This window comes from Bhargavaea massiliensis (assembly GCF_018390575.1).
Classification (GTDB): Bacteria; Bacillota; Bacilli; order Bacillales_A; family Planococcaceae; genus Bhargavaea; species Bhargavaea massiliensis.
Genome location: NZ_JAHBCJ010000003.1, coordinates 306,178 through 327,109 on the forward strand (window position 1 = coordinate 306,178; position 20,932 = coordinate 327,109).

Annotated in this window: 19 protein-coding genes; 14 read left to right on the forward strand and 5 right to left on the reverse strand. The window is 49.0% G+C overall.

All coding sequences use genetic code 11. The annotated features are described in order from the left end of the window. Positions 1 to 57: 57 nt before the first annotated feature. Entirely contained in the window at positions 58 to 582 is a 525-nt protein-coding gene (locus tag KHA84_RS06355; RefSeq protein ID WP_213422783.1) for a divergent PAP2 family protein, read from the forward strand. A 50-nt stretch (positions 583 to 632) separates the two neighbouring features. Here the strand turns inward: KHA84_RS06355 and KHA84_RS06360 are convergent, their stop codons facing one another. Further along, the gene (locus KHA84_RS06360) at positions 633 to 1,982 is read right to left on the reverse strand and encodes an amidase (protein ID WP_236823164.1); all 1,350 of its coding nucleotides are present in this window, start codon (positions 1,980 to 1,982) and stop codon (positions 633 to 635) included. Positions 1,983 to 2,110: 128 nt separating this feature from the next. Here KHA84_RS06360 and KHA84_RS06365 point away from each other — a divergent pair, with 128 nt between their 5' ends. The 13 genes from KHA84_RS06365 (at position 2,111) to KHA84_RS06425 (ending at position 17,267) form a co-directional block, all read left to right on the forward strand. Beyond that, positions 2,111 to 2,488 (forward strand): DUF5362 family protein, encoded by a 378-nt coding sequence (locus tag KHA84_RS06365; protein WP_213422691.1) that lies wholly within the window; start codon positions 2,111 to 2,113, stop codon positions 2,486 to 2,488. Positions 2,489 to 2,845: 357 nt separating this feature from the next. Continuing rightward, positions 2,846 to 4,438: an L-lactate permease gene (locus KHA84_RS06370; protein ID WP_236823143.1), complete on the forward strand. Its 1,593-nt coding sequence runs from the start codon at positions 2,846 to 2,848 to the stop codon at positions 4,436 to 4,438. A gap of 67 nt (positions 4,439 to 4,505) precedes the next feature. After that, positions 4,506 to 5,207 carry a FadR/GntR family transcriptional regulator gene (locus KHA84_RS06375; RefSeq protein ID WP_213422692.1) on the forward strand — a complete coding sequence of 234 codons (702 nt, stop codon included), beginning with the start codon at positions 4,506 to 4,508 and terminating at the stop codon, positions 5,205 to 5,207. Between the two features lie 103 nt (positions 5,208 to 5,310). Continuing rightward, on the forward strand, positions 5,311 to 6,030 hold the full coding sequence (locus tag KHA84_RS06380; RefSeq protein ID WP_213422693.1) for a (Fe-S)-binding protein: 720 nt from the start codon (positions 5,311 to 5,313) through the stop codon (positions 6,028 to 6,030). Between the two features lie 31 nt (positions 6,031 to 6,061). Beyond that, the gene (locus KHA84_RS06385) at positions 6,062 to 7,489 is read left to right on the forward strand and encodes a LutB/LldF family L-lactate oxidation iron-sulfur protein (RefSeq protein ID WP_213422694.1); all 1,428 of its coding nucleotides are present in this window, start codon (positions 6,062 to 6,064) and stop codon (positions 7,487 to 7,489) included. Beyond that, positions 7,486 to 8,196, forward strand: coding sequence for a LutC/YkgG family protein (locus KHA84_RS06390; protein ID WP_213422695.1), 711 nt, complete (start codon positions 7,486 to 7,488; stop codon positions 8,194 to 8,196). The genes KHA84_RS06385 and KHA84_RS06390 overlap by 4 nt, the downstream gene beginning before the upstream one ends. 675 nt (positions 8,197 to 8,871) lie before the next feature. Then, complete coding sequence (locus KHA84_RS06395; protein ID WP_213422696.1) at positions 8,872 to 9,915, forward strand: proline racemase family protein; 1,044 nt, start codon at positions 8,872 to 8,874, stop codon at positions 9,913 to 9,915. 82 nt (positions 9,916 to 9,997) lie between these two features. Continuing rightward, a complete protein-coding gene (locus tag KHA84_RS06400; RefSeq protein WP_213422697.1) occupies positions 9,998 to 11,659 on the forward strand; it encodes a peptide ABC transporter substrate-binding protein in 1,662 nt (553 codons plus the stop codon). Positions 11,660 to 11,864: 205 nt separating this feature from the next. Then, positions 11,865 to 12,803, forward strand: a complete 939-nt coding sequence (opp3b, locus tag KHA84_RS06405) for an oligopeptide ABC transporter permease (RefSeq protein ID WP_213422698.1) — start codon at positions 11,865 to 11,867, stop codon at positions 12,801 to 12,803. A 19-nt stretch (positions 12,804 to 12,822) separates the two neighbouring features. Further along, the gene (opp3C, locus tag KHA84_RS06410) at positions 12,823 to 13,806 is read left to right on the forward strand and encodes an oligopeptide ABC transporter permease (RefSeq protein WP_213422785.1); all 984 of its coding nucleotides are present in this window, start codon (positions 12,823 to 12,825) and stop codon (positions 13,804 to 13,806) included. Between the two features lie 13 nt (positions 13,807 to 13,819). Then, complete coding sequence (locus KHA84_RS15500; RefSeq protein ID WP_213422699.1) at positions 13,820 to 15,808, forward strand: ABC transporter ATP-binding protein; 1,989 nt, start codon at positions 13,820 to 13,822, stop codon at positions 15,806 to 15,808. Further along, complete coding sequence (locus KHA84_RS06420; RefSeq protein WP_336511109.1) at positions 15,771 to 16,160, forward strand: DUF3899 domain-containing protein; 390 nt, start codon at positions 15,771 to 15,773, stop codon at positions 16,158 to 16,160. Before KHA84_RS15500 ends, KHA84_RS06420 begins: the two co-directional genes overlap by 38 nt. Positions 16,161 to 16,175: 15 nt before the next feature. Continuing rightward, positions 16,176 to 17,267 (forward strand): M24 family metallopeptidase, encoded by a 1,092-nt coding sequence (locus KHA84_RS06425; RefSeq protein ID WP_213422701.1) that lies wholly within the window; start codon positions 16,176 to 16,178, stop codon positions 17,265 to 17,267. Positions 17,268 to 17,313: 46 nt separating this feature from the next. On the opposite strand, the gene KHA84_RS06430 is transcribed toward KHA84_RS06425, so the two are convergent. From KHA84_RS06430 to KHA84_RS06445, 4 genes are all read right to left on the reverse strand, one after another. Then, complete coding sequence (locus tag KHA84_RS06430; protein WP_213422702.1) at positions 17,314 to 18,537, reverse strand: NAD(P)/FAD-dependent oxidoreductase; 1,224 nt, start codon at positions 18,535 to 18,537, stop codon at positions 17,314 to 17,316. Then, on the reverse strand, positions 18,530 to 18,868 hold the full coding sequence (locus KHA84_RS06435) for a (2Fe-2S)-binding protein (protein ID WP_213422703.1): 339 nt from the start codon (positions 18,866 to 18,868) through the stop codon (positions 18,530 to 18,532). Before KHA84_RS06435 ends, KHA84_RS06430 begins: the two co-directional genes overlap by 8 nt. Further along, positions 18,861 to 19,133, reverse strand: coding sequence for a (2Fe-2S)-binding protein (locus tag KHA84_RS06440; protein WP_157294401.1), 273 nt, complete (start codon positions 19,131 to 19,133; stop codon positions 18,861 to 18,863). Before KHA84_RS06440 ends, KHA84_RS06435 begins: the two co-directional genes overlap by 8 nt. 81 nt (positions 19,134 to 19,214) lie before the next feature. After that, the gene (locus KHA84_RS06445; RefSeq protein ID WP_213422704.1) at positions 19,215 to 20,807 is read right to left on the reverse strand and encodes a sigma-54 interaction domain-containing protein; all 1,593 of its coding nucleotides are present in this window, start codon (positions 20,805 to 20,807) and stop codon (positions 19,215 to 19,217) included. Between the last annotated feature and the right edge of the window lie 125 nt (positions 20,808 to 20,932).

Consider the following 20,932-nt stretch of genomic DNA (forward strand, 5'->3'; position numbering starts at 1 on the left):
CGGCCAATGGCAGGAAAGCGGATGCCGCCGATAGCAGATACGGCAGCCGTGAAGCAGATGAGGAAAATGAACAGAGGGATCGTGACGGCATTCGGCGCAATCGGAATTGCGCAGGCGCTTAAAGTGTTTACTCACAAAGCCGTGACCGGCAAGTGGGACTGGCGTCCGCTTTTCACTACAGGCGGCATGCCGAGTTCTCACTCAGCGGGTGTCTCCGCGCTTGCGACTTATGTCGCTTCGAACCGGGGCGCTCGGCATACCGAAACGGCGGTTGCCGTCGTACTCGCCACGATCGTCATGTATGACGCACAGGGAATCCGCCGCCACACCGGTGAGATTGCCAAGCTTGTCAACGACCTGGAAGACAACTTCGTCAAGCTGTCGGGAGAATTCCCGAGCCTCAAGTATGAAGAACAGGAAAAAGAACTCAAAGAGCTGCTTGGTCACCAGCCGCTCGAAGTTCTTGCAGGTGCCCTTTTTGGCGGTGCACTCGGCCTCGTGTCGGCCAAAATCGAGAATCATGAGCGGGAGATTGAACACGCGCGGGGAGTTTATCCGCAACATTTGGACGAACGGGCCTAAACAAGGAAAGGGCATTCCGGCTGCATGCCGGAATGCCCTTTTAATGCTTTTCAATTCTGCTCGAACGCATAGCCAAACCGGTACAGCTTCGCTTCATCCCCGTGGTTTCCGATCAGTTGAATACCGATCGGAAGGCCTTCCCGGGAGAATCCGGCCGGAACACTCAAACTCGGATTGCCGGTGAAGTTGGTCGGCGATGTGAGGCTAAGGAGAGCCGGTATGACGTCGATCTCCGTTCCTTCTACAATCGTTTTCCGCTCGCCAATCAAAGTCGGCAGGATCGGAAGCGTCGGAGTCAGCAGGACATCAGCCTTAGAGAACGCCTCATTAAATGCTTCAATCAGGAGGGGCCGCGCCTGCTGCGCCTGGACGTATTCCCATCCGGCCCGCTTCACGCTTGCTTCCAATCGTGCCAGCACTTCCGGCGCATAGTCACCCGGCCGCTTCTCCATGGTCTCCCGGTGGATGGCGGCCGCTTCGCACTGGATCGTTACAATCTGTGCGTCATTGATTTCAGGGATGACCGGAATGTCGATGTCGATCACCTTCGCGCCGAGCGATTTGAATTTGCGGATGGCGCGTTCTGCGGCGGCACGGACTTCCGGGTCCAGCAGGCGGAAGTATGGCGATGGCAGGCCGATCACCTTTCCTTCTACACCGTCCCTCAGTTCCGCGGTAAAGTCGGGTGGAGACTCCAGGAGGGAATAGCGGTCGGCCGGATCCGGGCCGGACAGAATGTTGAGCAGGATCGCATTTTCTTCCACGCCTGCCGTCATAGGACCCGGATGGTCCAGTGTATAGGAGAGAGGGAAAATATTCTGTTTGCTGATGCGGCCGAATGTGGGCTTCATGCCGACCAGATTGCATGCGCTTGCCGGGATGCGCACCGATCCGCCGGTGTCTGTCCCGATGCCCGCAAGTGCCATGCCGCTTGCCACCGCAGCGGCCGATCCGCTGCTGGATCCGCCTGAAATCCTCGACAGGTCATACGGATTGCGGACGGGCCCGAAATGGGAAACGTCTCCGGTCGGCCCGTAGGCAAACTCGTGCGTGTTGGTCTTCCCGATGATGACCGCTCCTGCATCCTTCAGCTTCTTGATGACCGTCGAATCTTCAGAAGGGATGAAATCCGTATGGATCACGGAACCCATTGTCGTACGGATTCCTTCGGTATAAATCAGGTCTTTGACCGCAACCGGTATTCCGTGGAGCGGTCCGCGCAATGTTTCCGACTTCCATTCGCGGGTTAGCTGCTCCGCTTCTCGGACAGCCTCTTCCTCGCATACTGTGATAAAGGCATTGAGTTCAGGATCCTTTTTCCGGATGGTGTCGAGCGTCGCATTGACCACTTCTATCGGAGAGCGCTCCCGCTCCCGGATTGAGCGAATGGCGTCCATCATGTTCAAGGCAATCCCCCCTTTACCTAAAGGGTAGTCGAATCTTCGGGAGTTTTGCAAATATCTGGTGACACGCGGAGTGCATTCGGTCAGAATGGAAGAAGAGTATAAGAAAAGGAGAGAATGGAAACATGCAAGCACAATCGTTTGAAGAAGCGGTGGCGCAGAAGGGGCTTCAGCGCATCGCACTATGGGGTAAGGTGACGGGCATCGCCATGATGATCACCGGCGGGATCTATGCATTTTTTGGCCTATTTTACTTTATCGTCGGTGCCATACCGGGCGGGATCACGCTCTTTATGGGGTATCTGATTTACAAAACCGGCAAATCAGCAGCAGTGATCCAAGAGGGCGGGGACACACGCGCACTTAGTGACCTGTTCCATAATTACGGCCTGTACTTGCTCACCACGTTTATTCTCGTGGCCATCAGTGTGGGGATGTTCGTGCTGATTCTGGTCATTTTCGGCTTCGCCTTTTTCGGCGGTATGATGTATAACGGATTTTGATTCCCTGAAAGCCTCTCTGCGCGGAGGCTTTTTTTACTTCGACATATTTCCAGATAAATAGAACAGGAAGCTTCATTTTTAGCAGGATTTGCTGAAAGTGCCGGGTGAATTTTGCGTAAAGCACTCGAACTTGCAAGAGGTGATGTGCATGGGTCCCTTTATGGAATTGGAGTATTCCGTTTGTTTAGAATGAAGTTTTCCTGAAGAAATTTACGACTTCCTCATGAGCGTAAACAAGTAATTTAATATTGACCCGTCAAAATATTTAGTATATGTTTACTTCAGGTCATCTGATGACCTGACTACCTCACTGATATGGAATATGTAACCGCTTTAATAGATGGGGTTGAATGGGGGATGAAAATGTTACTTGCCGCCTTAAGCGCAATTCTGGCTCCGTTTTTGTTTTTGGTGATTTTACGGATGCCGGCCAAAAAAGGGATGCTCCTAAGTGCAGTAATTGTTATTTTATGTGCGCTTTTTATATGGGAGATGGATAAAACGGCGATTGCTGCGTCCGTTCTTGAAGGATTTCACAAGGCGTTGACGATCCTGCTGATTTTATTCGGCGCTATCATTTTATTGAGGACATTGGAGAACACCGGTGCAGTGAGTCGGATCAATCAGGGATTCCACAACATTTCCGGCGATATGCGTGTTCAGGCAATTATCGTAGCTTTTCTGTTCGGGGGGCTGATTGAGGGAGCGGCCGGCTTCGGCACGCCGGCAGCGGTGACTGGGCCCTTGCTCGTGGCACTGGGCTTTAATCCGCTGGCGGCCGCAGTGCTCGCATTGGTCGCTGATAGTGCGGCTGTGCCGTTTGGAGCAGTCGGAACGCCTGTGATGATCGGGCTAAGCAACCTTTCCGTTGCGGACCTGGATTTTTATAAGACTATTGCAATCCGGATTGCGTCGATTGATCTTATGGCAGGTACCTTTGTTCCGTTTCTTCTGGTTCTGCTGATGACGGTATTTTTCGGTAAGCAGGGAAATGGCGTCAGGAACGCCTTGCCGCTTTTGCCATGGAGTCTGCTGATCGGCATGACTTATACCGTCTCGGCATTGCTTATTGCCGTACTGTTTGGCCCGGAGTTCATTTCTATCTTGGCGTCGCTGGCAGGATTGCTTGTAGCCACCATCACTGCCAAATCCGGTTTTCTTATACCGAAAAAGGAATGGACGGATGCTCTCCAGAAAGGGTTTCAAAGGAATGGGGAAAAAAGCGGAATGGGGCTTTTGACAGCATGGTCTCCTTACCTCATCGTTGTTATCCTTCTTTTGGCGACGAGGGTGATCGTACCGGTCAAGCAGTTTGCGCTGCAAGCAGTCGATTTCACTTGGAGAAATATATTGGGGGTTGAGGGGATCACTTCAAAATGGGAACTTCTTTACTCTCCCGGGACCATCTTGGTAATTGCCGCTTTTTTTGCGGTTCTTATCCAGGGAAAACCGATTGCCGCTTTTGCTTCGGCTTCCAAATCCTCGTTAATGTCAATTAAGGATGCCGGGTTGACCTTGTTGCCTACACTTGCCTTGGTCCAAGTCTTCACGCATTCCGATATGAATGTACACGATTATTTGAGCATGCCCCAGTACATCGCCGATGCGCTTGCCTCAGCAATAGGTGCAAATTGGACTTTTGCAGCACCATTCCTCGGAGAACTCGGTGCATTTATAACTGGGAGTGCCACTGTTTCCACGCTGACCTTCTCTCCAATCCAGTACAGTATTGCAAATGAGATCGGTGTCAATCAGGAAGTTATTTTGGCGCTTCAGATTATTGGAGCTGCTGCGGGCAATATGGTCTGCGTACATAATGTTGTGGCGGCGGCCACTGTTGTCGGTCTCTCCGGCAAAGAGGGAGAAATCATCCGCAAGACGTTGGTGCCTGCAATATTATATGGCCTGCTTGCCGGCTTTGGAGGGTTTCTGCTTCTTCGCTTGCTGTGATGCTTTCTCCCGAGCAGTGAATCACGTACTATTAGGGGAAAGAGTCCGATTGAAAGAAGGATGAACAATGAAATCTATTCGAGTGCAGAAGATATACGAGCAAGTGGCTGACCGGATTGTAGAGATGATCAAAACGGGCGGGCTCAAGCCTGGGGATCGCCTGGATTCCGTTGAACAGCTTGCGAAAAGCTTTGGTGTGAGCCGCTCAGCGGTCCGGGAAGCGATTAGCGGGTTGAGGGCAATGGGAATCGTTGATGTCAGACAGGGAGAAGGAACCTTTGTCGGGGACGCCCGAGCAGCTTCATTCACACTTTCGGCTGCGGGTACACTAATTCAGAAGCGTGAGGATATTAGGGAACTATCGGAACTGAGGAGAATCCTGGAAGTGGGAGCAGCAGGGGTATCTGCCCTGAATAGGTCAGAAGAAGATTTGCGTTCCATGGAAGTGGCACTGCGAGAAATGGAGACGGCACTAGGTACAGGGGAAGTCGGGGAGAAAGCAGATCTGGCATTTCATATGGCACTGTTCAAAGGCACCCGAAACCGAATGCTGATTGACCTGTTATCAAGTGTGACGGATATTACGCTGGAGTCCATGCGGGAGACACGCCGGCTGATCTTGTATTCCGAAGAGCGCCTGGTTTGGTTGCTTGAAGAACACCGGAAGATTTATGAAGCCATTGAAAAGCAAGATTCAGTCGCTGCGGAGAAGGCAATGGCAGATCACCTGGCCGCAGTGGACCATGTACTGTCTCCTTATCTACGCTGAGCTAAAGTGAAGGTGTCCTCATCAGGGTCATCTTTCTTTTACGCACCACTCATAGGATGACCTGATGTATTTAGAGAGTTGAATATGGAGAGGTGGATCCAACATGAAAGTTTCATTGTTCATCACTTGTATGTGCGATATGCTATCGCCGGATGTAGGCATACATACGGTTGAATTGTTAGAGAATCTGGGATGCGAAGTAGATTTTCCGGACGCGCAGACCTGCTGCGGGCAGCCGGCGTACAATAGCGGTCATCTTCATTCATCGAAAGAGGCAATGAAGCAGATGATAAGGGCCTTCAGCAACTCAGAATATGTAGTGGGCCCTTCCGGATCTTGTGTAGGAATGATCCGGGAATACCCAAAAGTGTTTCAAGGTGACCCGGTTTGGGAGGCAGAAGCTAAGAAGCTGGCGGATAAAACATTTGAAGTGACTCAGTTTATCGTGAATGTCCTGGGCATCGTAGATGTGGGCTCGACATTCCGAGGGACGGTGACCTATCATCCATCCTGTCATATGACCAGAATTCTCGGTGTAAAGGAAGAGCCTTTGATGCTTTTGCAACATGTCCCAGGGGTGGATTTGGTGAATTTGTCCATAAAAGAAGACTGTTGCGGATTCGGAGGGACCTTCTCAGTGAAGAATCCGGTGATATCAACCGAGATGGCATCCGAAAAATCAAGTCATGTTTCGGAAAGCGGTGCTGAATATCTGGTGGGCGGAGATATGGCGTGCCTGCTGAATATCGGGGGAAGGATGCAGCGAGAAGGGAAGGATGTCAAGATTGTCCATATCACTGAAATTCTGAACTGCCGAAAGTGACCATGCGACGGAGAAAGGGAGAGAGTATCTGATGAGTGTGAAAATCGACAACCGGCCGTATGAGGAGCGGGTTCAGGACGGTGTGGAAAACGACTTTATGCGGAAAGCTGTTGCCTCGGCACAGGGAAGGTTTCGTGGCGGCAGGCAGCGTGAAGCGGCAGAACTGGGGAACTGGGAAGAATGGCGGACACTAGGGGCAGAGATCAGGAAGCACACCTTGGAAAATCTGGACTATTACTTGTACCAGCTGAGCGAAAATGTCCAGAAGAGGGGAGGACATGTGTATTTTGCTTCAACGGCCGAGGAAGCAAATGAATATGTCCAAGGAATCATCAAGAGCAAAAAAGCTAAAAAAATTGTAAAATCCAAGTCAATGGTGACAGAAGAAATCGGATTGAATGCTGCGATCGAGGAAGCAGGAGCCGAAGTGATTGAATCGGATCTTGGAGAATGGATCTTACAGCTTGATGAAGACCCGCCGTCCCATATTGTTACCCCGGCGCTGCATAAAAACAAAACACAGATCCGTGAAACGTTTTCAAGAAAAAGAGGCTACGCAGGATCGGACAATCCGGAGGAGCTGGGCCTATTCGCAAGAGAGCAATTAAGAAAAGACTTCTTAGCCTGCGATATCGGCATAACGGGCTGCAACTTTGCGGTAGCTGAGTCGGGAACCATATCATTTGTGACGAACGAGGGAAATGCCAGGATGGTGACAACAGTGCCGGACACTCAGATCACCGTTATGGGGATGGAACGTATCGTTCCGACTTGGGAAGAGTTGGATGTCCTCGTCAGCCTCCTTACACGTGCCGCAGTCGGCCAAAAGCTGACAAGCTATGTAACCGGGTTGACCGGTCCGCGCTTGGAAGGTGAAACTGACGGTCCGGAAGAATTCCATCTGGTCATCGTCGACAACGGACGCTCCAAGATATTGGGTACTGAATTCCAGTCGGCCTTGCATTGTATACGCTGTGCAGCCTGCATCAACGTATGTCCGGTGTACCGCCATATTGGCGGTCACGCATATGGTTCGATTTATCCGGGACCGATCGGAGCAGTGCTGACACCGCTCCTTGACGGCTATGAAGACCATCAGGAATTGCCATATGCATCATCTCTTTGCGGCGCCTGTACGGAGGTTTGTCCTGTGAAAATTCCATTACACGAACAATTGATTTTGCATCGGCAAAAAATAGTGGAAGAGGAAAACCTTGCACCGCTGGGAGAGACATGGGCAATGAAAGGATTTGCGCAGTGGGCATCACATCCTGCAGCCTATAAATTCAGTGCGGGTCTGGCGAATACGGCCTTAAAGCCATGGACGAAGGACAGCAAGATTCCGAAGGGACCGGGTCCACTGAAGGCCTGGACGGCTACTAGAGATTTTCCTGCCCCTGCAAAGCAGACATTCAGATCATGGTTCAAAGAGCGTGAAAAGGAGGCGGAAAAGAAATGACGATACAAAATCGTGAAGCCTTTTTGGATAATATCGCAGCGAATCTTGGCAGGGACCGACGGACATCAGGGGTCAAAAGGCCGGAATGGAGCTTGCGTCCCCAAGATGAAGTGCTGAACAATCTTTCTGCTGACGACCTCGTGAAAGTATTGGAGCTTCAGTGCAGCGCCATCCATACGTCCTTTAAAAGGGCGACCCTTTCTGATCTTGGATCGGCTTTGACGGACACGGTCAAGGAATATAATGGAAAGTCGATTGTTGCGGGAAGTGATCAACGGCTATACTCCTTTGGTCTGGATACCCTATTTTCGCGTCTTGAGAAGGAAGGTGCGGAAATCCATCTGTGGGACCAGGAACTGGGTGAGAAAAACAAAACCTTTGCTGAGCGTGCGGATATCGGTATCTGTTTCAGCGATGTGACATTGGCGGAGTCGGCAACGGTGACTTTGTTTATAGATCAGGCCAATGGCCGCGCCATCAGCCTGCTGCCGGAATCATTCATCGCAATCATCCCCAAAAGCACATTGGTTCCGCGGCTGACCCAAGCCACCCGGCGAATCCACGAGGCAGTGGAGCGAGGTGAAGTTACGCCTTCCTGCGTCAGTTTCATTTCCGGACCAAGCAACAGTGCGGATATCGAGATGAAACTGATAGTGGGTGTCCACGGCCCGATCCGCGCCACTTATATTCTTGTTGAGGATTGCTGAAAACACACATAAGAGCGATTGAGATTGAAAATGCCTCTTTCGTCCGTGTAAAAATGACTAAAAAACCCGATGAGGCCACCGAAAAAGTCTATGGAAAGGGCCATCACTCATTTTTTGAGTGGTGGCTCTTTTCTACGGCATCCGGTTGATTTCCGCTGCGGGTGCTTGCAGGGATGGGACGCAAAGAAGGGACAATAACGTCCACCTTCTGATGTTTCCACACAAAATGAGCCGTTACTATGTCCAAAAACCGGATGATAGTGGTGGCTCTTTTTAGTCCATAGGAAATTTAAATAGTTTTTCAGTGGCCTCAACCCGATTGACGGTTTTTTTACTCTCTTAAGAAACTATAAACCTACACGCTAAGAATAATGATTATTCCTCTGTTGGTCATGTCCAGCTTTAGCGCCCAGCAACTAGCAAGCCTAACACTTCTCCACTACGATAAGTCAACATCAGATCGTTCCTCGCCGGGTTTCCTTAATCTCATTGCGAAGTGATCCAGTTTGTTTGTGTGTTACTGAGCGGACGCTTGCGCTTTTTTATTTCGACATATTTCCTGGGAAATAGTGCAGGCAGCATCGATTTCTAACTAAATTTGACGAAATGAATATCGGAAGCAACCTCGACATTGGCATAAAACATGCAAGCAATAGTGATAAATCCGAAAGGGGGATGGGTGAAGTGGAAAGCAAAACATTTACATCGGTTGATGTGCATGTAGCGGGGGAACCGCTTCGGATCATTACTGGAGGTCTACCGGAGATTATAGGGGACAGTCAACTGGAGCGAAGAGCTTACTGCATGGAAAACCTGGATCATATCCGAAAAACCTTGATGCTGGAGCCGAGAGGTCACCATGGGATGTATGGCTGTATCCTTACTCCACCGGCAGAGAAAGATTCTGATTTTGGAGTCCTCTTTATGCACAACGAAGGGTGGAGCACGATGTGCGGTCACGGCATCGTCGGTGTGCTGACGATGGGCATTGAGACCGGCCGTTTTGAGGTGGAAGAAGAAAGCCGGACGTTCATCATTGACAGCCCGGCAGGAAAGGTTGTTGCGCAAGCAGAGGTTGAAGACGGCAAGGTTAAGCAGGTTTCTTTTGAAAACGTCCCGTCTTTTGTCCTTGAAAAAGACCTGGCCCTAACCGTTGACGGCAAGAAGCTCAAAGCTGACGTTTCATTTGGCGGAGCGTTCTATGTCATTCTCCCCGCTTCCCAATTAAACCTCAGTGTACAAAAGAAGGACTTGGCGGAATTGAGAAAATGGGCAACGAAAATCAAACAGGCAGCCGAACAAGCAGTGGATGTCGTGCATCCGCTGGAACCAGGCCTCAACGGCATCTATGGCGTCATTTATTCGGACAAGCCAAATCTGGCAACATCTGACCTCCGCAACGTAACTGTCTTTGCGGACGAGCAAGTCGATCGTTCCCCGTGCGGCACTGGAACCTGTGCCCGGCTTGCCAGCCTTTATGCCCACGGAGAGCTGGGGGAAGGAGAAAGCTTTGTCCATGAAAGCATTACGGATGGCCAATTCAAGGGGACTATCCTGCGGGTGGATTGTGTCGGGGGAAGGGAAGCGATCATCCCGGAAGTAAGCGGAACAGGCCACCTGACCGGGATTCATGAGTTTATTCTCGATCCGGAAGACCCGATGCCGGAGGGATTCTTGCTGGAGGAACTGGTGGGGACCATGAGAACCGAAACAGTGTAACTTAGCGCGCGAAAACGTGTAAAATATTTTGAACATTCCGTATTGGGTGTAAAAAATTCTGACAAAACCGAGGAGGGTTAAAATGAGAATAAAACAACGATCTCTTGGTGCTTCAGTTATTACGAGTATTTTGTTACTTGCAGGTTGCTATGGCGGTGGAGAATCGGCTGTGGAAAATACGAGTGATGCATCTTCTGCCAAGACATCCACTGAGAATGTGCTTCATCTTGCCGCGGCAGGTGAAATTCCAACTTTAAAGACAAATGGACAAATTGACGGCTTGTCTCAAACTGTATTGCAAAATGTAGTGGAAGGACTTTTCCGTCTCGATCAAAATGATAATGTCGTAAATGGGGTCGTCAAAGATTACGAAGTTAGCGAAGATGGTAAGTTGTATACATTTACTTTGAATGAAGATGCACTGTGGAGCAATGGTGAGCCTACAACTGCTCATGACTTTGTATTTGCCTGGAAGAAGATGCTTCACCCAGACACAATTTCTCCCCATGCATACTTATCGGGACCTATCAAAGGGGCTGATGCCATTATGGATCCGGACTCTCCTTCCTACGGTAAGGTAGATGAACTTGGCATAAAAGCTGTGGATGATTTTACATTAGAAGTCCAGCTTGAACATGCTGTGCCTTATTTTACTGAACTACTTGCACACCCGGTGTTCTATCCTCAACAGGAAAAGTTTGTGGAAGAACAAGGAGATAGTTATGCCCTTGAAGTGGAAAATATGCTTTATAACGGGCCTTTTACTTTAAGTGAGTGGGATCATGATTCGAAATGGACATTTAAGAAAAATGAAAACTATTGGGATGCTGAGAATGTGGAGCTTGATAAGGTCGAGGTCAGAGTGACAAAGGACACGGCTACTGAAGTAAATCTATATGAAACCGGAGATATAGATGTAGCAAATCTTACTTCTGACTTCATTGATGTTTACCAAGAAAGTGAGGAATATCACACATCCACGAAATCAGAAATGTACTTCATTAGAATGAACCAGCGAAATGAAGACTTATCCAATGTAAACATCCGAAAGGCAATTGATATGGCTTGGGATAAAGAGCAAGCTGCAGAGCACATCTTGAAAAACGGTTCCATACCAGCGTATTTCCTAGTGTTCCCAGGTTTTGTTGAACTGGAAGACGGATCTGACTTCCGTGATTCATATGGAGATCTCAATAAAGGCACTATTGAAGAGGCACAAGAACTATGGGAAACAGGATTAAAGGAAATAGGTAAGAATGAATTAAGCTTTGAACTTCTTAGTTACGACGATGAGCAACGTAAGTCTGTTGCTGAATTTGTAAAGAACCAACTGGAGAAAAATCTACCTGGCCTAAAAATCACAATTAACCAGCAACCAAACAAACAAAAATTAGACCTTGAAGCAAAACAAAATTACGACTTGTCGTATTCCGGTTGGCGGAATGATGTAGGAGATGCAGTAGAATTTCTAACTGTCTTTGAGTCGGATGGGGCCTACAATTGGCAAGACTTTAAGAATGACGAATATGATACGCTAGTTAAAAAAGCGAAGACGGACTTTTCAGATATAGAGCGACGTTCAAAAGATTTGCAGCGAGCAGAGCAAATTCTAATTGGTGAGGAAGCGGTCATATCACCATTGTACCAAGCTGGATCTGCACGGTTGATAAAGCCATACGTTCAGGGGTTTGTAGCCCATGGAAACTCAACTTTCACCTATAAGTGGGCAACAATAGAGAAATGAAATTAAAGTCAAATATCCTTAGCTAGAGATAGCAGCAAAATGTATCCCTATTCTAAGAAAGCAAGGATAGTTTAGATTTGTTAATTACCTTTCGGACAAGGGACTATACTTCAAGCGGGCGGATAACTTAGTTTACTCCCCTCACAAGCATTCCCTTGTCTGTGCTTTTAAAGTACTTCCCTTTATAGACAGGAGGAGGGGAAAGATGAAAAGATACATCTTCACTAGATTGGGATATATGCTGTTCACCTTTTTACTCATTGCGACTTTTACCTTCTTTCTAATGCAAACGCTTCCTGGATCTCCTTTTAATGACGAAAGGTTATCAGAAGCTCAGAAAGCAATGATGTACCAACGGTATGGGCTTGACCAGCCTGTGGCAGTTCAGTACTTCAAATATCTTGGAAATCTAGTTGGCGGTGATTTGGGGGTTTCGTTCCAGTTCGACGGTAGGCCTGTGACGAGCATTATTGGTGAGCGAATTGGTGTTTCGGCCATTTTAGGAGCACAATCTCTAATTATTGGAACACTACTTGGATTGCTTCTTGGGATTATCGCAGCGCTAAGACACAATACATTTCTCGATTACGGCTCTATGATTATTGCGGTTCTTGGCTTGTCAATTCCGAACTTTGTATTTGCTGGCCTACTTCAATACTGGATTGGTGTCCGGTTGCAGTGGTTGCCTGTTGCTTTTTGGGAAGGCTTTGAGTATTCAATTTTACCTACCGTTGCGCTTGCTGCTTTTGTGATAGCGACGATTGCAAGATTTATGAGAAATGAAATGTTGGATGTTTTGGGAAATGACTACATCATGACAGCCCGTGCAAAGGGAATCAGGGAGTCGGTCCTGATTGTACGGCACGCCTTAAGAAATGCCCTGATACCTATTGTTACCATCTTGGGGCCGTTAGCAGTTTCTTTAATGACTGGGACACTTGTGGTTGAACAAATATTTAGTATTCCTGGACTTGGAGAACAGTTTGTCAATTCAATTTTAACCAATGATTACCCCGTGATTATGGGAGTCACACTTTTCTATAGTTTCTTCTTCATTCTCATCGTGTTCTTGGTAGACATTCTTTATGTGTTAATCGATCCAAGAATCCGTTTGACAGGAGGTGAGCAGCGTGCGAGTAGATGATTTAGAAGTCAGTGATGATATGTTTGAAATTGCAAAGGACCACACAGTTAAGCCGTTAAAAAAGAAGGTTGAGTATTCTTCGTTCTGGAAAGACTCTTGGATACGATTTAAGAAGAATAAAGGTGCTCTTGCAGGTTTGATTTTAATTTTAATTCTTATGTTCCTGGCTATTTTTGGACCAATGATGAACAACCATGGATTTGATCGACAAAACTTGGAACACGCAAATCTTCCACCAAAAGTACCAGTGTTGGAGAATATTTCATGGTTGGGAATGGATGGGGTAGATGTACGCGGCGTAGACCAATACGAAACTAAAGGTGTGGGAGATTACTATTGGTTTGGGACAGACGAACTCGGCAGAGACATCTGGACGAGAATTTGGGAAGGAACCCGGATTTCACTCTATATTGCATTTCTAGCTGCTGCTCTCGACTTAGTCATCGGCGTAGCATATGGGAGTATTTCAGCTTATTACGGTGGTAGAGTTGACAATGTGATGCAACGAATTATTGAGGTGCTGATGGGGATTCCGAGCTTAATTGTAATCATTCTGCTCATTTTGGTTCTCCAACCCGGTATTATTTCCATTACTCTTGCGATGGTAATAACGGGTTGGGTCAACATGGCTCGGATTGTAAGAGGGCAAGTGTTGAAGCTGAAAAGTCAAGAGTTTGTACTTGCCTCTAGAACACTTGGAGCGAGCGATGGAAGATTAATGGGAGGACATCTAATCCCTAATACATTAGGTCCGATAATCATTACAACCATGTTTACCATTCCCAATGCTATTTTTACAGAAGCTTTTCTAAGCTTTATTGGCTTAGGGCTACAGCCACCTATTGCTTCACTAGGAACACTCGTAAATGATGGTTTCAAGATGATGAAAATTTATCCACACCTATTAATGTACTCGTCGGTCATAATCAGTCTCATAATGATTAGCTTTAATCTATTAGGAGATGGATTACGAGATTCCTTGGATCCTAAAATGAGGAAATAAGGAGGGAGGACTAATGGAAAAAATCCTTTCTGTAAACAACTTGAATGTATCGTTCTATACTGACTCCGGTGAAGTCCGGGCAGTACGAGGGGTTAACTTTGATTTATACAAAGGTGAGATTTTAGCTGTAGTAGGAGAATCTGGATCCGGGAAATCTGTGATGTCAAAAAGTCTTGCCGGCCTTGTACCGAAGCCGGCTGGTAAAATTAAGGAAGGGCAGATTCTTTATAAGGAAAGAGATGTCACGAAATTCGATAGTAAACAATTGAGGGCTTTGCGGGGAGCCGAAATCTCAATCATTTTCCAAGATCCAATGACCTCATTGAATCCGACAATGACCATAAAAAAGCAAATCATGGAAGGGCTAATGACCCATCAGAAATTACCAAGGAGGGTGGCTGAAAGGAAGGTTATCGAACTGCTTACAGAGGTAGGTATTCAAGATGCTGAAGCTAGGATAAATCTTTATCCACATCAGTTTTCAGGGGGAATGCAACAGCGTGTTGTAATAGCAATGGCATTAGCCTGTAATCCAGAAATTGTTATTGCAGATGAGCCAACAACAGCACTTGATGTATCCGTTCAAGCGCAGATTTTAGACTTGATCAAGAAATTAAGGAGCAATTTAGGTACTACGTTTATGTTTATTACACATGACTTAGGCGTTGTAGCAGAGGTAGCGGATAGAGTTGCTGTTATGTATGCGGGAAAGATTGTTGAAATCGGTAAGGTAGATGAGATTTTTTATAATCCTCAGCATCCTTACACAAAGGGGCTTCTTGAAGCTATGCCTGATCTCAAGCAAGGTGACGAGGAACTGAAAACAATTCCCGGAGCCCCCCCGAATCTTCTTTATCCTCCAAAGGGTGACGCGTTTGCAGAACGAAATACTGCTGCTTTGAAAATCGATTACATTCATGAACCGCCAATGTTTAAAGTAAGTGAGACGCATTATGCAGCGACATGGCTCCTTCACGAGAAAGCCAAGAAAGTGGCGACCGAAATCAAAGCAAGTGAATCTAATCAAAGAGATTCAATGGTTTCATCAAAAGTGAAAAAAGTATCAAACGAAAAGATACTAGAAATCAAAGATCTAAAACAGTACTTTCCGCTTGGAAGAAAGAAAATAATAAAAGCAGTCGACGGAATCACTTTAGATGTTAATAAGGGAGAAACTTTTGGGCTGGTCGGTGAATCTGGCTGTGGAAAATCAACAACCGGAAGAACTATTGTCGGTTTAAATGCTGTATCCTCTGGAGAGATTTATTTCAAGGGAAGAGAAATACAAACCTTCAAGAATGGCGAGTTAAATAAAGATATTCAAATGGTTTTTCAGGATCCGTATTCTTCTCTAAATCCAAGGTGGACAGTAGCGGATATCATAGCTGAAGGGATGGACATCCATAAACTCTACAGAAGCAGGACGGAGCGGATGGAGAAAGTATATAGTCTGCTAGAGACAGTCGGATTGGCGAAGGAACATGCTAATCGTTATCCCCACGAGTTCAGCGGGGGTCAGAGACAGAGGATTGGCATAGCGCGAGCGCTTGCGGTCGAACCTGACTTGATCATTGCTGATGAGCCCATATCCGCTTTGGATGTGTCCATCCAAGCCCAAATTGTCAACCTGCTGAAAAAACTGCAGAGGGAACAGGGATTGACTTATATCTTTATCGCGCATGATTTATCGATGGTCCGCTACATCAGTGATCGGATTGGTGTGATGTATAAAGGAAGGCTAGTAGAGATTGCCGAATCAGACGAACTCTATGAAAATCCTCTGCATCCTTATACTCGTTCTTTGTTGTCGGCCATTCCGGTTCCAGATCCGTACGCAACACGGTTAAGGAGCAAGAATGAAAGGTTTACAGGCCACGCAGGGCTTTCGGAAGATTGCAAACTCAGGGAAGTGTCGGAGGGTCACTGGCTTCTTTGTACAGAGGCTGAGGCCGCGGAACTTGACCGTGAAGCTGGCCTGGCTGGGGAAGGAGTGCTCGTTTAAAATGAGTCGCGTTAAGCGGTTTTTTCTGTGTTGTCTTGCGCCCGTTACCGGATTGCTTGCTGTGGACTTGGTAAGCGGCGGGATCTTTTCCGACCCTCTGTTTTTTATGGGACTCCTGTTGCTGTTGGTCGGCGGGACACTACAAGTGATCCATGCCGGAGTGTTTGACGGTTTTGTTCGGTCATTTACGGTCTTCAAAAGGAAAACTGACAAGCTGGAGAACTATGTGTCAAACGAAACCGGTGAACAAATGCAAATGGCCATGCGGCCTTTTCCTGCGTTTGCGTATATCGCATGGACAGGTGCGCTTCTCATCGGCGGCACCGGGCTGATCGGTGCGTACATCTACTAAAGGGGGAGAAGAACAATGAAAACCATCGAAACGATCCGAGAAGAACTGAAGAAGCAGGGACTGGACGGCTTGGTCATCAACGGGGAATGGAACCGGCGGTATGTGACGGGGTTCACGGGAAGCCATGGTCTTGTCCTGATTACACAGGAAATGGCGGAAATGATTGTCGATTACAGGTATCATGAGCAGGCTGCCCAGCAGACCGGCCTGCCGGTTGTTCTTCACGCTGAACATACCGGACACAAGCAGAAGATTTTTGATGAAGCTGCCCGTGAGATCACCAGACTAGGACTAAAGAGAGTCGGCTTCGAACAGCAGCATCTCAGCTATGGAAATTACGAAAGGCTGAAGGGCGGAGTAACGGCGGAGCTTGTTCCGACCTTTGATTTCGTCGAAAATATCCGGATGATCAAGCGCCCGGATGAACTTGAGAAAATGCGGATAGCCTCAAAAATCACGGATGACGCGTACACCCATATCCTGGGCTATATCCGGCCAGGACAAAAAGAGCGGGAAGTCGCAGATGAACTGGTGCGGTTCATCGAGAGCCGCGGCGGCCAAGCCGTCGGGTTTTATCCAATTGTTGCTTCGGGTGCCCGCTCGTCACTTCCTCATGGCCGGGCAAGCGAAAAAGCCATCGAAAAGGGGGAGATGATCACCATCGACTTCGGTGCCAATTATGACGGCTACTGGGCGGATATCTCCCGGACGGTCGCGATTGGAGAGCCGGATGGACAGATGCGTGAAATCCAGGAAGTCGTCTACCGGTCATTCATGGATTGCTTCCATGGCATCCGGCCGGGAATAAAGGACAGCGACGTGGATGCCCTGATGAGAAAGGCCCTGATCGAGAGCGGCTATAATGATCGCTCCGGCACGGGCACCGGACACGGAATTGGCCTCGAAGTTCATGAAAAGCCGCTTTTCTCCGTAGATACAGAGAAAATACTTGAATCGGGCATGGTGATTACAATCGAGCCGGGCATCTATCTGCCCGGCGTCGGGGGCGCGAGGGTGGAGGACGTGTTGCTGGTCACGGAGGACGGTTGCGAAACGCTCACTCCATCGACGAAAGAACTTGCAGTCATTGAAGTGGTGGAAGCCTGAACCATAAAAAGAGACCGGGGGCCTTGGCCTTCCCGGTCTCTTGTCGTTAAACCATGACTTTTCGCTTTCCTTCAGCATGCTGCTCCCAGTATTCCTGTAGTTTTCTCCGCCCGGCCTCAACTTCCGGGTGGAATTGAATATGTGCCTCCGACCGTATTGAAGAAATCTGTTGGACGGCTTCCGAGAGGGAAGCTTCTGCAATGTCTTTCCCAAGGTCTTTCGCAATTGATAAAGCAGCGGTTTTCCCCTGGCTCATGGCAACTTTGGCGCCTTCGATGCCCGTGATGTTGCCTGCCACGTAAAGGCCGTCGAGCGGGGTACGCATGTCCTCAGAGTGGAGCGGGACGGAGCCGCCGAGTTCATCAATATGATAAAACGGGCAACCCGTCAGTGCGGCAAGCTCCGCAAGCGGATAAAGGCCTCCTGCAATGCAAACAAAGTCACAGCCGATGACTTCTTCCGTTCCCGGTATAACTTTCCCTTCTGCAGTCACTGTCGCCAAGGTCACCCCTTCCACCTGGTCAGTTCCCTCAATCCGGATGACCGCCTTGCGCAGCATGACGGGGATGTCCCACATGCGGACGCCGTTTTTCGGATAGAAGGTGATGCCCATCTTTTTCATGAATTCATTCTTCATCAGCTTGCTGCCCATTTTCACGAATGCCGATGGCGCCATATGCGACACGTGCAGGAGTGCGTTCATCACTTCGGAAGGGTTGGCAGCGGTACCATTGACCCGGTTGTTCTTCGGCAAGGCGATGGCGGCAACCTCGATTCCGGCGATGTTCAGCTCCATTGCGATGGCAGACGAGAGGACATTCACTCCGATGATGACGCCTCTCTTGCCAGGTTTTACACGATGGACGTTGGTCATCACCTGTGCGGCACCGACCGACATGACGCCGGGGAGGGTCCAGCCCGGTATGGCGACAGGTGCTTCTGCGGCCCCGGTTGCCAGGAGAAGGGAATTCGTCTCCAATGATTCACTGTCTGTATGGACCAGCCAGATCCCGTTTTCCTGTTCTATGTTATGGACGGGTTGTCCAAGGCGGATCTCGAGTCCAAGTTCACCGGCCCTTCCGGCAAGTTTCCTGCTTTCCTCGATGCCGTTCCACCAGTTGCCGCCGGGTTCTTCATAAAGCTGTCCGAGGAGCCGTCCTCCCGGCTTCAGGTATTCGTCGATGACGAGAACGTCCAGTCCGTGCTCTGCTGCGGTGATGGCGGCTGCCAGTCCCGCAGGGCCGCTTCCGATAATGATCAGGTCACGCATTGTTCTTCCTCCAATCACGCACCGGGGCGGGCAGTGCGCCGCCCCCGTTAATCACCATGCCTTCCCGGACAGGGGTAAGGCAGGCACGGACTCCCTGATGGCCGTCAACGTCCACACGGCATTCAAAACAGTGTCCGATGTTGCAGTAGATGCCCCTGGGCGTTCCGCTTTCTTCATGATACCGGAGAGTCCGGACACCCGCAGCGAGGAGGGCGGCCGCGATCGGCTCGCCGTCACGGCCTTCGTACTTTATGCCGTTGAAAGTAAACGTGACCGTTTGATCCGGCTCCAGTGCGCCAAGCACAGGGTGGTCAAGGATTCGCTCAGTCATTTGGAATCGCCCCCAAATCCCCGAAGTGAACCGGCCGGACAGGCGGCTGGTATTTCAGCGTAATCTGCGTCACGTCACGTTCGGTGGCAGCCAGCGCGATGGCGTCCACTAAAGAGCGGCAGGTCCTGCCGCCGCAATACCCCATGCCGGCTCTTGTGCGGAGCTTTAGCTCACGGGAGTTACAGGCAAACTGTCCGGCGGTGTCCACCAGTTCCCCATATGTCACTTCTTCGCATCTGCATACAATCATGTCTCGATCAGTCATCCGAATCACCTCTTGCTGAAGTTTTGCTGCTAACAAACTACATGCAAGTTCCTTGCCAAGGTGAATTCGGGCCCGGCCGGGTCAGAGTTCGATACCGAGTTTATTCATCCGGTTATAGAGCGTGGCCCTTGTGATGCCGAGGTTGGCGGCGCACTGTTGTTTATTGCCGCCGGCCGCTTTTAGTTCTTTGAGGATAATGTTTTTCTCATACTCGCCCAGTTGTTCATTCAGTGTTCGGCTCGCCTTTTCCTTCAGCGAGCCGGGAGGGGATTGGGCGGAAATATGGATCTGCTCGATTTCAGGAGGAAGATCATCTATCCGGATTTCCCCGTGGTCGGAAAAGATGACGAGCCGTTCGATGACATTGTGCAGTTCCCGGACATTTCCCGGCCAGCTGTGATTCATGAGCGACTGCATCACTTCCTGGGAGATGCCGTGGATCGGCCGGTTATACTTCATCGAAATTTCATAAAGAAAGTAATGGGTCAGTTCGATGATGTCTTCGATTCGTTCGCGGAGGGGAGGAACCTTGATGTTGACGACATTCAGCCGGTAATAAAGATCTTCACGGAACTTTCCTTCGTCGACAAGTTCTTTGAGATCACGATTCGTTGCAGCGATAATCCGGAAGTCGACATCCAGTTCTTTTGTGCCTCCGACCCGGAAAAACCGTTTTTCCTGAAGCACGCGCAGGAATTTCACTTGCATCTCCAGGGGCATTTCTCCAATTTCGTCGAGGAAGAGGGTACCGCCCTTGGCAAGCTCAACTTTTCCTTTTTTGCCTTTTGAGTCAGCGCCCGAGAAGGCGCCTTTTTCATATCCGAAAATCTCGCTCTCGAACAGGCTTTCCGAGATGGCGCCGCAGTTAATTGCGATAAACGGGGCGGTGTCTGTTTCACGCAAGTGATGGACGGCTTTCGCGAACAGCTCTTTGCCGACGCCGCTCTCCCCGTTGATCAGGATGTTTGCGTCTGTCCGTGCCGCTTTGCGGGTCAGTTCCAATGTGCGCTTGAGAGCACGGCTGTTGCCTTTTATATAGGAGAACGGATTGTCTGTCGGAGAGGCTTTCCGCAGTTGCTCCTCGAGACGGAACAGTTTTTCCGAGGTGCTGTGCAGTTCGTTGTTCAGGCGGATCTGGCTCGTGATGTCGGTCTCGGAAACGACCGCGCCGATCACCCGGTCTTCCAGCCGGACCGGATTGGAGTTGATGAGGACGACGAGGTCTTCCCGGGCATGGTGCTGCTGGTTCCTGACGGAAGAACCGGTCTCGAGGGTGTTCAGAATCTCAAGATGCTCTGCTTCAAAAAAGTCAGTGATCGGCTTTCCGAGAATCTCCTCTTCCCTGACAGAGAAAATCCTTTCGGCCCCTTCTGTCCAGTGGACCACTTTTTTCTCACAATCAATCACTGTGCAGGAATCGTTGATGGTCTGCAGGATGGTATCCAGATAAGCCTTTTCTTTTTTATAGGCCAACAAGATTTCATCCAAGGCTGTCTTTAAGTCGATATGTCCGATAGGAGTGCCGCTCTCGTCCAGGGCAATGACCGTTTCGGATCTCTTTAGCAGCGGGAGGACCTCGTCCAATATGGTGTCCTTCGGGAGGGCGGGAACATCGGTTGCTCTTTCAGGCAATCCGGACACCATGATGTCTTTGAGCTGCAGTTTTCGGGGCATTGGTTTCTCTCCTGTCCAAATAATTAGTCAGTGTAAAAATAATTTTACGCCAATAATACGAAAATTCAATACAGAAAAAGAAAAAAAGAGGTTTGATCAGCCCCTTGGAAAGTTGGCATGCCTTT

Coding starts and splice junctions, on each gene's coding strand:
- opp3b (WP_213422698.1), top strand. CDS start 11,865: ATGAAAAGATACATCTTCACTAGATTGGGATATATGCTGTTCACCTTT.
- KHA84_RS06430 (WP_213422702.1), bottom strand. CDS start 18,537: ATGCGTGACCTGATCATTATCGGAAGCGGCCCTGCGGGACTGGCAGCC.
- opp3C (WP_213422785.1), top strand. CDS start 12,823: ATGTTTGAAATTGCAAAGGACCACACAGTTAAGCCGTTAAAAAAGAAG.
- KHA84_RS06355 (WP_213422783.1), top strand. CDS start 58: ATGAGGAAAATGAACAGAGGGATCGTGACGGCATTCGGCGCAATCGGA.
- KHA84_RS06440 (WP_157294401.1), bottom strand. CDS start 19,133: ATGACTGATCGAGACATGATTGTATGCAGATGCGAAGAAGTGACATAT.
- KHA84_RS06445 (WP_213422704.1), bottom strand. CDS start 20,807: ATGCCCCGAAAACTGCAGCTCAAAGACATCATGGTGTCCGGATTGCCT.
- KHA84_RS06425 (WP_213422701.1), top strand. CDS start 16,176: ATGAAAACCATCGAAACGATCCGAGAAGAACTGAAGAAGCAGGGACTG.
- KHA84_RS06360 (WP_236823164.1), bottom strand. CDS start 1,982: ATGATGGACGCCATTCGCTCAATCCGGGAGCGGGAGCGCTCTCCGATA.
- KHA84_RS06370 (WP_236823143.1), top strand. CDS start 2,846: ATGAAAATGTTACTTGCCGCCTTAAGCGCAATTCTGGCTCCGTTTTTG.
- KHA84_RS15500 (WP_213422699.1), top strand. CDS start 13,820: ATGGAAAAAATCCTTTCTGTAAACAACTTGAATGTATCGTTCTATACT.
- KHA84_RS06395 (WP_213422696.1), top strand. CDS start 8,872: ATGGGTGAAGTGGAAAGCAAAACATTTACATCGGTTGATGTGCATGTA.
- KHA84_RS06400 (WP_213422697.1), top strand. CDS start 9,998: ATGAGAATAAAACAACGATCTCTTGGTGCTTCAGTTATTACGAGTATT.
- KHA84_RS06385 (WP_213422694.1), top strand. CDS start 6,062: ATGAGTGTGAAAATCGACAACCGGCCGTATGAGGAGCGGGTTCAGGAC.
- KHA84_RS06435 (WP_213422703.1), bottom strand. CDS start 18,868: ATGACTGAGCGAATCCTTGACCACCCTGTGCTTGGCGCACTGGAGCCG.
- KHA84_RS06365 (WP_213422691.1), top strand. CDS start 2,111: ATGCAAGCACAATCGTTTGAAGAAGCGGTGGCGCAGAAGGGGCTTCAG.
- KHA84_RS06380 (WP_213422693.1), top strand. CDS start 5,311: ATGAAAGTTTCATTGTTCATCACTTGTATGTGCGATATGCTATCGCCG.
- KHA84_RS06390 (WP_213422695.1), top strand. CDS start 7,486: ATGACGATACAAAATCGTGAAGCCTTTTTGGATAATATCGCAGCGAAT.
- KHA84_RS06375 (WP_213422692.1), top strand. CDS start 4,506: ATGAAATCTATTCGAGTGCAGAAGATATACGAGCAAGTGGCTGACCGG.